The sequence below is a fragment of the Sphingomonas abietis genome (assembly GCF_027625475.1).
Lineage (GTDB): Bacteria > Pseudomonadota > Alphaproteobacteria > Sphingomonadales > Sphingomonadaceae > Solisphingomonas > Solisphingomonas abietis.
Window position 1 is genome coordinate 2222689 of the sequence record NZ_CP115174.1, and the last position, 12322, is coordinate 2235010.

General features: G+C 62.9%; 14 protein-coding genes and 1 pseudogene. 10 read left to right on the top strand and 5 right to left on the bottom strand.

Features of this window, described 5'->3' with window-relative positions:
- Nucleotides 1-81: 81 nt before the first annotated feature.
- The 4 genes from PBT88_RS10640 (at nucleotide 82) to PBT88_RS10655 (ending at nucleotide 1803) form a co-directional block, all read left to right on the top strand.
- Entirely contained in the window at nucleotides 82-480 is a 399-nt protein-coding gene (locus PBT88_RS10640) for a response regulator transcription factor (protein ID WP_270075326.1), read from the top strand.
- 1 nt (nucleotide 481) lies between these two features.
- Nucleotides 482-1201 (top strand): Crp/Fnr family transcriptional regulator, encoded by a 720-nt coding sequence (locus PBT88_RS10645; protein WP_270075327.1) that lies wholly within the window; start codon nucleotides 482-484, stop codon nucleotides 1199-1201.
- A gap of 161 nt (nucleotides 1202-1362) precedes the next feature.
- A complete protein-coding gene (locus tag PBT88_RS10650; RefSeq protein ID WP_270075328.1) occupies nucleotides 1363-1536 on the top strand; it encodes a hypothetical protein in 174 nt (57 codons plus the stop codon).
- A 108-nt stretch (nucleotides 1537-1644) separates the two neighbouring features.
- Nucleotides 1645-1803 carry a hypothetical protein gene (locus PBT88_RS10655; RefSeq protein WP_270075329.1) on the top strand — a complete coding sequence of 53 codons (159 nt, stop codon included), beginning with the start codon at nucleotides 1645-1647 and terminating at the stop codon, nucleotides 1801-1803.
- Nucleotides 1804-1837: 34 nt separating this feature from the next.
- Here PBT88_RS10655 and PBT88_RS10660 read toward each other — a convergent pair whose 3' ends face one another.
- The 5 genes from PBT88_RS10660 to PBT88_RS10680 form a co-directional block, all read right to left on the bottom strand.
- On the bottom strand, nucleotides 1838-2128 hold the full coding sequence (locus PBT88_RS10660; RefSeq protein ID WP_270075330.1) for a hypothetical protein: 291 nt from the start codon (nucleotides 2126-2128) through the stop codon (nucleotides 1838-1840).
- A gap of 39 nt (nucleotides 2129-2167) precedes the next feature.
- Nucleotides 2168-2899, bottom strand: a complete 732-nt coding sequence (locus tag PBT88_RS10665) for a YoaK family protein (RefSeq protein ID WP_270075331.1) — start codon at nucleotides 2897-2899, stop codon at nucleotides 2168-2170.
- 217 nt (nucleotides 2900-3116) lie between these two features.
- Nucleotides 3117-5489, bottom strand: a complete 2373-nt coding sequence (locus PBT88_RS10670) for a phosphoketolase family protein (RefSeq protein WP_270075332.1) — start codon at nucleotides 5487-5489, stop codon at nucleotides 3117-3119.
- 38 nt (nucleotides 5490-5527) lie between these two features.
- Nucleotides 5528-6199 carry an NAD(P)H-dependent oxidoreductase gene (locus tag PBT88_RS10675; protein WP_270075333.1) on the bottom strand — a complete coding sequence of 224 codons (672 nt, stop codon included), beginning with the start codon at nucleotides 6197-6199 and terminating at the stop codon, nucleotides 5528-5530.
- 10 nt (nucleotides 6200-6209) lie between these two features.
- Nucleotides 6210-6863, bottom strand: a complete 654-nt coding sequence (locus tag PBT88_RS10680; protein WP_270075334.1) for an NAD(P)H-dependent oxidoreductase — start codon at nucleotides 6861-6863, stop codon at nucleotides 6210-6212.
- A gap of 149 nt (nucleotides 6864-7012) precedes the next feature.
- Here PBT88_RS10680 and PBT88_RS10685 point away from each other — a divergent pair, with 149 nt between their 5' ends.
- The 6 genes and pseudogenes from PBT88_RS10685 to PBT88_RS10710 all read left to right on the top strand — a co-directional run bounded on the left by PBT88_RS10685 (nucleotide 7013) and on the right by PBT88_RS10710 (nucleotide 12221).
- Nucleotides 7013-7744: a sensor histidine kinase gene (locus PBT88_RS10685; protein WP_270075335.1), complete on the top strand. Its 732-nt coding sequence runs from the start codon at nucleotides 7013-7015 to the stop codon at nucleotides 7742-7744.
- Nucleotides 7716-8369, top strand: a complete 654-nt coding sequence (locus tag PBT88_RS10690) for a BON domain-containing protein (protein WP_270075336.1) — start codon at nucleotides 7716-7718, stop codon at nucleotides 8367-8369. Before PBT88_RS10685 ends, PBT88_RS10690 begins: the two co-directional genes overlap by 29 nt.
- Nucleotides 8370-8387: 18 nt before the next feature.
- Nucleotides 8388-8597: pseudogene (locus PBT88_RS10695) on the top strand (propionyl-CoA--succinate CoA transferase); the annotation flags it as partial.
- 251 nt (nucleotides 8598-8848) lie between these two features.
- A complete protein-coding gene (locus PBT88_RS10700) occupies nucleotides 8849-9223 on the top strand; it encodes a hypothetical protein (RefSeq protein WP_270075337.1) in 375 nt (124 codons plus the stop codon).
- A gap of 18 nt (nucleotides 9224-9241) precedes the next feature.
- The gene (locus PBT88_RS10705; protein WP_270075338.1) at nucleotides 9242-11323 is read left to right on the top strand and encodes an FUSC family protein; all 2082 of its coding nucleotides are present in this window, start codon (nucleotides 9242-9244) and stop codon (nucleotides 11321-11323) included.
- Nucleotides 11324-11354: 31 nt separating this feature from the next.
- Nucleotides 11355-12221, top strand: a complete 867-nt coding sequence (locus tag PBT88_RS10710) for a LysR family transcriptional regulator (protein WP_270075339.1) — start codon at nucleotides 11355-11357, stop codon at nucleotides 12219-12221.
- Nucleotides 12222-12322: the final 101 nt, after the last annotated feature.

Sequence of the window (12322 nt, forward strand, 5' to 3'; positions counted from 1 at the left end):
GGGTGTTTACGTAAATCGCGCCGGCCAGAGCCCCGCTAAGCCGCAAACTGGTATCCCGCCTCTTCTTCCGATCGGACCGTCATGATAGCTCCCACACCCGCCGCATCGCCCTCGTCGCGCCCTCGCATCCTGCTGGTCGAGGACGACAGCGCGGTGCGGCGTTCGTTGCAGCTCCTTCTGCAGGCGCGCGGCTGGGATGTCCGTGCCCATGCGAGCGGTGCCACGATGCTCGAAGATCCGGCATGGCGGCAAGCGGCCTGCATGGTCGCCGATTACCAGTTGGCGGGACTGGACGGCTTCGAGGTGCTGGCACGCCTGCGCGCGAAGGGCTGGGCCGGCCCGGCGGTCCTGATCACCGCCTATCCGTCCGCCGAACTCACGGACCGCGCGGCGGCCGGTGGTTTTGCCCAGGTGATCGAGAAGCCGTTTCGTGAAGGCGCGGTCGCCGACGCCGTTGCGCGCCTGACCCGGATGCATTGAGATGCGGAACGAACCCATCAACAATCGCCTGCTGCTGTCACTTCCTCCCGAGACACTGCAGCGGCTCATGCCGGAGATGGACCTGATCCAGACCGAATCCGGCGCGGTCATCGATCATATCGACGGTCTCATCGAGCATCTCTATTTTGTCAATCGTGGCATCGTCTCGCTGGTCAAGGTGATGCATGACGGCCGATCGGTAGAGGTCGGCGCCATTGGCATCGAAGGCGTGACGGATTCGAATGCGCTGTTCGGCGTCGATGTTGCGATTACCGAGACGATGGTCCAGGTGCCTGGCAGCGCTTTCAAGATCGGCCGCGCCTTCCTCAGTCGTGAGTTGGAGAATGATCGCGCATTGCGGCGCATGATGGAGCGTTATTGGCGCTTCGCCTTCGGCCAGCTCGCGCAGACCGCCGCCTGCAATCGGCTGCATACACTTGAGGAGCGCTGTTGCCGCTGGCTTCTCACCAGCCACGACAGTGCGCTCGATGATTCGTTTCCGCTCACCCACGAATTTCTGGCCACGATGCTGGGCGCGACGCGTTCCAGCGTGTCGCTGACCGCCAAGGTTCTCCATCGCGCCGGCTGCATCGATTACACGCGCGGCATCGTCACCATCGCCGACAGGCTGGGCCTCGAGGAGACCGCGTGCGAATGCTACTCCGAGACCGCGACCGAGATGAACCGGCTGTTCGGCCCGGACACCCGGCCACCGCACTGAAACGCCCGCCGACGAAAATGTGCTCGACGCTATGTTGGGAATCGAACAGACGAATGTCGATCCCGTAACGATCTTGCCTTCGATGCAGCCGATTCGATCGGGACGTGGGCCCAGCCCCTGGCCCGCGCAGTGCTGTGAGAGAAAGCTGGAGCGTATGCGTAATGAGCAAGGATGGGTCGGAACGGGGCGCTGACGAAACGGCGTGGATTCATCGCCAGAATATCGCCCGCTATCGTGCGCTGCTTGCCAATCCCGGCCGCGCTGACGATCACGATCAAATCCGTAAGCTACTCTTCGAGGCAGAGGAAAAACTGCGCGTGCTTGATGCGGATTGAGCGCCATTGTCCGCATGACGCGTTAGTATATACTATAGCGCTACACTTCCTTTCTCTTAATTCCGTTTGTAACGTTACGGAAAGAAGAAATGAATGAATTCAAATAATATGGGCAAGAAGTCCGCTGAAATCCATTTCGACCTGGCGCGATCTATGATCGCCGCCTCCAAGAAAATGTGGAATGGTACACGTATCTGGATCGCGTACTGGTGGAATATCTTTATCGATGGCTGTTGGCTGCCGCGCGATTTGAGTCGACGTGATTGACGGCGAGGTGGGAGGAGATCTTTTTTATCTTAATTCAGGCGCGCGGCTTGTGGCGATGGCCTCTCCTCATCGATGGGCGCCCCGGCTCCCGCCGGCGGAAAACGGCCGGACTGTTCGCGGCCGAGTCGATCGTCGCATCTTTATCTTCCGATTTTGTTGAGCGCGTTGATACGAAGTGGAACCAAGCGGCATGCAGGGCCACCGCCAAGGCCGTCGCCACGCAGATGAGGAAGGCCGTGGTGCCGACGATTAGGCCGGCGGCCTTCGCCATGGCCGACAGCAGGATAACTCCGAATTGCCCGATCGCCACTACGAGATAAACCATGGGCGTCTCCGATCCGGATGAAATTGCCGATGACGGCGGTCAGCGAGCGCGGGCACTGGTCTTGCGCGCCCCCCAAACGGGCGGAACGCTGATCAGCAGCAGCGGCAGGGACGCGATCAGAAGCGTCCCGATGCCAATCAGGCGATAAAGGAGGACGCCCACGATACCTCCGGCAAGGAAAAAGCCAATGGTCTGAAGATGCAATCGCAGCTTGGTGACCAGTTCCTCGTTTTCGCCGGCCTTGTCACGTTGCCGGCGCTGATGAACCAGCTTGGCAAGTTCGATGCCGACGTCGGTTGCCATTCCCGAGACGTGGGTGGTTCGGATGCGCGCGTTGGAGATGTGGGTTACGACCGCGTTCTGGAGGCCCATGAGGAAGCTCAGGCCCAGGATCAGGAGCGGCACGCCTGACACGAGTCGTGGCAAGGCCACTTCCGTGAGCCATAACAGCGCCAGCAGCAGCGCTTCTGCGATGACGACTCTGGCATAGATCGGCCTCATCCCACGTCGCAGTCCGGCGTCGATCACGAGGGTGGACGCCATGGCTCCGCCTACGAACGTCATTACGATCGACAGATACCCCAGACCCTGCAGCCATCGGCCATAAGCGAGCAGGCTGGAAAGTGCCGAGACATTGCCGGTCATATTGGCGGAGAAGAAACCAACGGCGTGGAAGACCGCCGCATTAAGGCCGCCAGCGACGCTGGCGAGCACGCTCGCCAGCCATCGGTCGATGCGCTCATTACGTTTATCGCCTTGTCGGATCAGCATGAGCCGATCCTAGCGGGTAGATAGTGCGTTCGATATCCGTCCGAAGCGTGTTGCAACCGATTATCGCCCGGCGGCGGGACAGGCTCGCAAATGCGGCAGCCACTTCGTAGCCGCGGGCGAGGGCATCGAGCCCTTTTCCCGCGGCCGCCACGCGAGCGGGGGCGACGCTGTCGATCCATTGTCGGCGCATTCGCCTTCCGTCATCCCCATCTCGCGCTCAATCCGACCACGTCCAGTTCTTGACCTGCGGGAGATCGTCAAACTGTTCGCGGATATAACGTTCATGCTCGGCGAGCAGGCCCTTGCAATGGTCGAGCAGGTCGCCGCTTGTCGCGATGGCACCCGGCACGTAGCGCAACACGTCGAGGCAGAGCTGGAGCCGGCTGATGCCGTTCAACACCACCATGTCGAACGGTGTCGTGGTGGTCCCTTCCTCGTTGTAGCCGCGGACGTGGAAGCGATCATGCGCGGAGCGACCGTGCAGCAGGTCATGCACCACGCCTGGATAACCATGGAAGACAAAGAGCACGGGCGCGTTCGCCGTGAAGATGTCTACGAACTCGGCGTCGCTCATCCCATGCGGATGTCGGTCCGGTGGGCATAGCCGCATCAGGTCGACGATGTTGACGACACGCACTTTCAGATCGGGCGCGTAGCGACGCAACAGCCAGGCGGCAGCGATCGTCTCCTGTGTGGGGATGTCTCCGGCGCAGGCGAGCACGATGTCGGGCTGTTCGGGCTGGTTGCTGTACATGTCCCAGATGCCGGCGCCGCGTGCGCAATGGGCTTGGGCTTCCTCCATCGTCAGCCACTGGAGTTGCGGCTGCTTGTCGATGACGATGAGGTTCAGGTAGTTGCGGCTTCGGAAGCAATGATCGGCCACCGAAAGCAAGCAATTGGCATCTGGCGGAAGATAGACGCGCGCCACTACCGGCTTGCGGTGGATGATCGTGTCGATGAAGCCCGGTCCCTGGTGGCTGAACCCATTATGGTCGTTGCGCCAGCAGGTAGAGGTCAGCAGGTAGTTCAGTGACGGCACGTCCGCGCGCCAGGGAACCCTGCGGGCATGCTCGATCCATTTGGCATGCTGCATCGCCATCGAATCGATGATCATCGCGAACGCCTCGTAGGTCGCGAACAGACCATGGCGCCCGGTGAGCGTGTAGCCTTCCAGCCAGCCGTGACAGCAATGCTCGCTGAGCACTTCCATCACGCGCCCTTCGGCCGAGACATGGTCGTCGCCCGGTTCGATCCGGCTGACGAGGCAACGGTCCGAGACCTCGAACACCGCACCCAGCCGGTTGGAATTCGTCTCGTCGGGACAGAACAGGCGGAAATTGTCAGGATTGGCTCGGTACAGGTCCCGCAGATACTGGCCGAGCACGCGGGTGGATTCGATCCGTTCGCGCGCGCGCTGCTTGAAGCGGATCTGATAGGTCGAATAGTCGGGTAGCGCCAGCGGCTGGGTCAGCAGGCCGCCATTGGCTTGAGGGTTGGCGCCCATCCGCCGCTCGCCCTCGGGCGCGAGCGCTGCGATCTCGGGCTGGAGGCGGCCGTCCGCATCGAACAGCTCTTCCGGGCGGTAGCTGCGCATCCATTCCTCCAGGATGCGGAGATGGTCGGGATTGGTCTTCACCTCGGCCACCGGCACCTGGTGCGCGCGGAACGTGCCTTCCACCTGCACGCCGTCGACCTCCTTGGGACCCGTCCATCCCTTCGGCGTGCGCAGCACGATAGCGGGCCAGAGTGGGCGGCCGCTCAGCCCATTCGTGCGGGCATCCTGCTGGATCGCGCGGATGCGCAGCACCGCCATCTCGATAACGTCTGCGAACTGGCGATGCACCGTCATCGGATCGTCGCCCTCGACGAAGACGGGCGCATAACCTTGGCCCTCGAGGAACTTGGCGAGATCCTTGTCGCTGTGCCGCGCCCATACGGTCGGCCCGGATATCTTGTAGCCGTTGAGGTGCAGAATCGGCAGGACGGCGCCGTCGCGCACGGGGTTGATGAAGTCGATGCTCTTCCAGCTTCCAGCGAGTGGCCCGGTTTCGGATTCGCCGTCGCCGACGACGGCGGCGACGAGCAGGTCGGGATTGTCCATCACCGCGCCGAACGCATGGACCAGCACATAGCCGAGCTCGCCACCTTCGTGGATCGATCCGGGGGTGGGCACGCTGACATGGCTGGGCACGCCGCCCGGAGTCGAAAATTGCCGGAACAGGCGCAGCATGCCGGCCCCGTCCCGAGTCACATCGGGGTAGAACTCGCTGTAGCTGCCTTCCAGCCAGACGTTGGCGATCAGCGCCGGCCCGCCATGACCGGGGCCGGCCATGTAGATCGCGTCGAGATCATATTTGCGGATCAGCCGGTTCAGATGGACATAGACCAGGTTGAGCCCCGGTGACGTGCCCCAATGACCGAGTAGGCGCGGCTTGATATGATCGGTCGTGAGAGGCTCACGGAGCAGGGGATTGGTGGACAGGTAGATCTGCCCGACATTCAGGTAGTTGGCGGCACGCCACCAGGCGTCCATCCGCGCCAGTTCGTCTTGATCAAGCGATGCGGGTCGGGGCGCGATGATCGTTTCCACGCTTACGTCCTTCCTGATTGCTGTGTCTTCTGGCGCGTTCAGCTTCCGTCGCCGATCGACGCGAGGGGAGGGCCGGTACGGCGCTCTGCGGCTAACATGGCGCACACGCGCCGCGCGCGTTCCTGGACATCGAAGAAATACTGCCCGGCGAACCGCTCCGACAATCCTTCGATGATCCCGCCGAAATGAAGATGCTCACACGACGCCATTTCGAAGGCATTGCGCAGATAACGGGTCGACAAGTTGCGGAGCGATTCAACTTGGCCCTGCTCGTCGAGCCACACCTCGCGCGCACCAGACGTCGTGATACTGAGCATATGCCGTCCGCTTAACACGCCGGTCGCGGCACGGTCCTGGATCTGGCGGGCCGTCACCTCCGCCCCCAGAACGCGATCAATATAGCCCTTCAGGATCGCGGGCGGCATCGCGAACCACACTGGGTAGACGAGCACATACATTTCCGCGCCGCGGATCGCTTCGATCTCCGCACGCACGTCGGGCGAGAGGCTGATCCCGCCTGCTATGGGCCGCTCCTCCTCCTTAAGCAATGGATCGAAGGCCAGCGCATAGAGATCGCGGACCTCTGCCACCTGCCCACATGCACGAACCGTTTCACAATATCGGTCCGCGACCGATGCGTTGAAGCTGTCCGGAGACGGATGGGCGCGTATGACGATATGCCGGATGGGGGCAGGGGTTTGCTCGGTCATTCGTCTCTCCTCAGTTCATCCGCCTCGCCGCGTTGTCGGCGGCAACGGCTGCACAGATCGAGCGGGCGCGGTCGTCGACCTGCGCCAGGTTCGCGTCGACATAATCTTGGTCGAGGCCCTCGACCGTTTCGCCGAAGTGGAGGTCGTCATAAGCTTTCATGCCAAAAGCATGCCGCAGATAGCGTCCAAAGACGTCGCGCAACGAATCGATCTGATCCTGCTCATTGAGCCAGGCCTTGCTCGCCCCCGATGAGGTGATGCTGACCAAACTCTTGCCGCGCAGCAGTGTGTCGGCGGTGCGATGCTGTACCTGTGCCGGCGTGACGCCTGCCCCGAGCACGCGATCGACATATCCCTTCATGATCGCCGGTGGCATGCCGAACCAGATCGGGTAGATCAATACGAGGACGTCGCATCCACGGATCGCGTCGAGTTCAGCCTCCACGTCTGCAGACAGGTGAAATCCGGTCATTCCCGGTCGCTCGCTATTCTTCAGCAGCGGATCGAAGCCGAGCGCATAGAGGTCGCGAACGATCGCCTCCTGCCCACAAGCGTGCACGGCATCGCAATAGGCATCTGCGACCAGTCCGTTGAAGCTGGCCGGATTGGGATGCGCCAGGATCACGGCATGGCGGGGTCGGAAATATGCGAGTGGCTTCGACATGCGGACTCCTTTGCTTCCTGCTAGCGTTTGTGGACGCTTCCTCCTCTTCGGGAATCTACGGAGGTCGGGTCGCGACGGCTCTACGCACTATTGCGGATGGCCGGGACCCGGGCATTGTCCGGTACATAGCGGCATCGAAGGAACTGCCGATGCACGCCTCGCAAATCCCGTCGCCACTGCTGTCGCCAACCGCCCGGCAGTGGGTTCACGATCTACGCAGTTTATTCGGCGTCGTAGCATCGGGGTGCCATTCTCTTGGTGACCTGCCTCCCGACAATCGTTCCCGCCGCCCGCTCGACGCTATCGAGCGGGCGGCGGTGCGCGGCCGCACATTGACGGCGGATATTCTGACGGAACGCAAAGGCAATCCGGGCAGCCTCGACGTCCATCGCCGGCTCGCATTGCTGGAGCCCATGCTGCGTGTGATCACGGGCCGTACGGTTGATCTACGGCTGGACGCGCGAGAGGCTGGCTCTCTCATCCGTATGCCCGCCGAAGCTTTCGACACTGTTCTCGGCGAGCTAGTCGTCCATGCTTACAGGAACCTGCGGACGCGAGGCCGCATCCTGGTGCGGGCCCGAAGCGTAGCCGGGGCCATGCGAATTGCAGTCGCCCATAATGGCCGCGGCATGACAAACTTCTCGGCGCCCGGGGCGGGTGGCGGCTCGTGCAGCGAGGCGGACGCCCAGAACATGGGACTGGGGCGCGTCCATCGCTTTGCGGGCGAGGCCGGTGGCCGATTACGCGTCCGCAGCCAGCGCGGGCGAGGGAACGTTGTCTGGCTGATGCTGCCGCTGGAATCCGGCCGGCTCGTCCCTCTCGCGCCTATCAATTCTTTTCAGGGAGGTACCTGTGCGGACCGATCGCGAATTGCTGCATGATATTGCGGCCGAGCTCCGGTGGGAGCCAAGCGTTACGCACGATCATATCCACGCTACGGTTTCGGATGGTGTTGTGACATTGTCCGGTATCGCTTCCAGTTTCGCCGAAAAGGTCGCCGCGGAGAAAGTGGCGAGGCGGATTTCGGGAGTTCGTGCCATCGCAGACGAGATCGGCGTTGGACGTGTGGCCGGCGACGATCATGACGATACCGGGATCGCTTCGAAAGTGGCATCGATTCTTGAGTGGAACGTTTCCGTGCCAGCAGGTCGCATCCGGATCGAGGTCGAGAAGGGCGTCGTCACACTGACGGGCCGGGTCGACTGGAAATTCCAGAGCGAAGCCGCGCGAAAGGCGGTCAGCGGATTGAGCGGCGTGACAGGGATTGCCAATCTGCTTGAAATTCACAATCCCGTCTGTCCCGGCGACATACGCGACGGCATCGCGGCGGCCTATCAGCGCCTTGCCGCGCTCGACACGGAGGCCGTATCGATCGACACGGATGGCAGCGCGGTCGTCCTGCGCGGCCGGGTAGGCAGCCATTATGAACGCGATGTCGCGGAACGTGCGGCTTGGGCGTCGCCCGGCGTCACCGAGGTGCGCAACGACATTGTTGTGGCAGCTTGATCGGTCGCGTTCTCGACGGCAATCGCCGGGCATCTGCTTGATTTCCGCCGCATGACTTAGAAAAGGGCCGGCCGCCGCCCTCGCTGCTGCCTCTCCAATCCGGCGTCGACGATATCGCCTGACGCGGTTCTGACGGGCTTGCTCGACAGCCCGTCCGAGGACATGACGGCTTATACCGAAGTGGTTCAGGACGGCATGCTGGACCTTCTAAATGGGGGCAAGCTGCGCAGAATTTTTTGCCCGGCACTTCGCGATGACTACCGGCCGGCTCTTACGGACTAAATACTCCGATGCTGCCTGATAAGGCTTTCGCCCTGCATCAGCGCTAGATCGAGACGGGCACGATGCGGCTTGATCGATAACGACATACCGTTCCGGTATGTTTCTAAACGAAGACAATGTTGGCGTGCCGGGGTTTAAGAGCGCATCTGTCGGGTGCCGGCATGGTCCGGCATCACAGGACGCAAACTATGTTTTCGTTGAAGACCGCCTCTCTTTCCTTCGTCGTCACCGTGAACCTGCTGGCTGCGCCGGCTTTCGCCGAAGCGGCCGGCATCCCGAGCTTCCGGTCGATCGAGTTCGGTCCCGACCCCGCCGGGATGGTGGACGACGTGCGCGCCAACCTGGCCGCCCGGCTTCCGGCAGGTAGCTCAATTGCCGATGCACGTGCACTTCTGCGCGGCGCGGGTGCGCATTGCCGGGCGCCGAAGGCGAGCGGCGGAATGCGCTGTCGCTACAGCGACATCCAAATCCAGGACGATATCATGCAGGATGTCAGCTGGACGGTGAACGTCGGGACGGTGGACGACAAGGTCCTCTCCTTCACTGTCACGCGCGACCCGGCCTCCGACTAATCGCACGATCATTCTCCCATGGGCGCCGCGGAACCCCGCTCCCTGATTTCGTGGCCGTTCCCCGTGGCGAGCCGCAGGCCGTTCCCTGACAAGGGAACGGCCTGCTGTGACGGACTTGTCGATGCCTTCTTCTCGCTGAAGACGCTCGCGGCCGCTTTTCTGGCGTATTACATCTCGCTCCGGATTGGACTGGCGCGGCCTTACTGGTCGGTGATCACCTGCTACATCGTCGCCCAGCCGCTGGCCGGCGCGCTGCTTTCAAAGGGCCTGTTCCGCCTGATCGGAACCGTCGTCGGTGCCGGCATGGCGATCGTCCTGGTGCCAAACCTCGTCAACACGCCCGAACTGCTGACCCTGGCGCTCGCGCTCTGGCTCGGTGCCTGCACTTATGTCGCAGCGCTGGACCGGACTCCGCGCTCCTACATCTCGCTGCTGGCCGGCTACAGCGCGGTGATCGTCGGCTTTCCGTCCGTCGACACGCCCGGCGCGATCTTCATCGTCGCCCTGTCTCGCGTGCAGGAGATCGGTATCGGGATCGTCTGCGTCTCCCTGGTGCATGCGCTGCTGTTTCCCCGCCCCGTCTGGAGACAGGTGCGCGAACGCCTGGACCTGATCCTCGCGGATGCCGAAGCCTGGTCGCTCGACGCGCTGGCCATGCCGGTTGAGCCGGATGCAGTACTTCGGCAGGACCGACGTCGGCTGGCGAATGATCTTCACGATCTTCATTTGTTGTCGGTCCATCTCCCCTACGACATGGCCAGCACCGTCATAGAGCCTGCCAGCTTGCGCAGCGTCGAGATGCAGCTCGGCAGGCTTCTGCCGCTCGCCGGCGCGGTCGAGGATCGTATCGAGGCGCTGCGGCAACGGGATGCCTATACCTCGCCGCTTACCGATCTGGTGGAGGACGTGCGCGACTGGATCGTGCGCGAGGCGCCGGGGGACGGGCACCCGCTGATCGAGCGGGCCCGTGCACTGGAACCTGCGCTGAAGGCGCCGGAAGACTGGGTGCAACTGGTGCGTCTCAGCCTGCTGGACAGACTGGCCGATCTGATCGAGACCCATGCCACCGCACGTCGGCTGCGCAACCGGCTTGTCCGTGGCGCTTCTTCGGAGGGTTCGGATGCATCCATCCGCCCCGGCGACACGGGGCGGCGGGTCCTCCATCGCGATCATAGGATGGCCTTGCGCGCCGCATCGGCGACGACGCTGACCGTCCTCGCCGGCTGTGCCTTCTGGATCGTCACCGCTTGGCCCGATGGCGCCACCGCAGTCGTGAGTTCTGCAATCATCTGCGCACTGTTCAGTCATCTGGACGCACCGCTGGGTGTCGCACGGCGCGTCTTTTACGGAACGATCGGAGCGGCCATCGCCGCAGGCTTCTGTGCCTTCGTCCTGATGCCGCGCGCCACCGATTTCGTGACGCTTTGCCTGGTTCTGTCGCCCTTCCTCTTCCTGCTCGGCTGGCTGCTCGCCCGGCCTGACAGGGCACCATACGGGATCGGCGCCGTGCTGGCCTTTCCGGGATTGGCAGGCCTGAACGCGGACTATGGCGGCATGTTCGGCACATTCGCGAACCAGGCGATCGCGCAGGTCCTCGGCTCGCTTGCGGCCTGCCTGATGCTGGGCGCGGTGCGCGCTACCGACGCAAAAGGAACTGCACAAAGGCTGGCACGGGCGGGCTGGCGAGAACTCGTCCGCAAGACGGAGATGCGATCGGAACCCGATACGCCGGCTTGGATCAGCCGTACGCTGGATCGCATGGTACTGCTCAGCCCGCACCTTCCTGATCTGGTCGAAGGCATGTCGGAGGAACGGAACCGGCTGCGCGACCTGCGGATCGGTATGGCGCTTGACGATCTCCAGCGTGCCGGGGCGAACATCGGCGAGCGGCAGGCACGCTACATCGACCTGTTGAAAAGTCGGTTGCGTGACTGCTTCGTGTCCGCGCAATGGATCGGTGTGCTGAAGGCCGATCCTGCTTTGCAGCGTACGCTCAACCAAACGCTTGCAAACGCTAATCTCCTGCCACCGACGCCTGGCAAGCGTAGCCTGCTGCTGGCGCTCGTAGGTCTTTCGCGTAACCTGTCGCCTTCGGATTAATCTTCGTTATACCGATGGGGATCTATGACAATTGATCCGGCAACTGCGATACTTTCTGGCCGTTGCGGTAGAGCGCAGCTTCACGCAGGGGGCCCGGCTCCTGAATATGGCGCAGGCGCCGCTCAGCAAGCGTATCCAAGAACTGGAAGACGAATTGTCCGCTCAGCTGTTCGATCGCGACAGCCGTCCCATTGCGCTGACGCCCGCCGGCAGGCTGCTGCAGGAGGAAGCGCTTCGCGTCGTGCGGGGGCTGGATCAACTCCAGGCGACGATGCGACGTTTCATCGCCGCCGAGCGTCCGCGCTTTGTCATCGGGCTCGTGCCCTCCACCCTCTATGGCCGCCTGCCCGAGATCATCGCGCGGCTTCGCGAGGAGACCAGCGGGATCGACATCGTCCTTGCCGAAATGGACAGCCTCGATCAGGTGGCAGCCTTGAAGGACGGGCGCATCGACGTCGGCTTCGACCGGATCATCGTGGAGGATCCGCTCGTCGTCCACATGGTCCTGCGCGAGGAGCCGCTGGTCGCCGCGCTGCCCCACGGGCACGAATTCCTCCTGCGGGGCGGCAGCGTGGGGCTGGCCGAAATCGCAACCCTGCCGCTGATCGTCTATCCCGGAACACCGCGCCCCAGTTATGCCGACCTGACCTTGTCTTTCTTTCAGAACCGCGACCTGATGCCGACGGGCATCATCGAGGTGAGGGAATTGCAGACGGCGCTGGTGATGGTGGCGTCGGGCGCCGGCGCCTGCCTCATTCCGGAATCGGTCCAGCGCCTCGCGAGATCCGATATCGGTTATGTCACGATCGACGAACCGGTGACGGCTCCCTTCCTCCTCCGCCGCCGAATAGGGGAAATCCCGGATACCCTCCAGAAACTGGTTCGCCTCTACGATTGAGGTGTCGGTACGGGCAGTTCACGCCTTTCCTTCTGCAACATACCTCTCCGGTATGATGTCAGAGGAAGACGATGTTGGCCTGCGTGCCGGCGGCGGCGCAT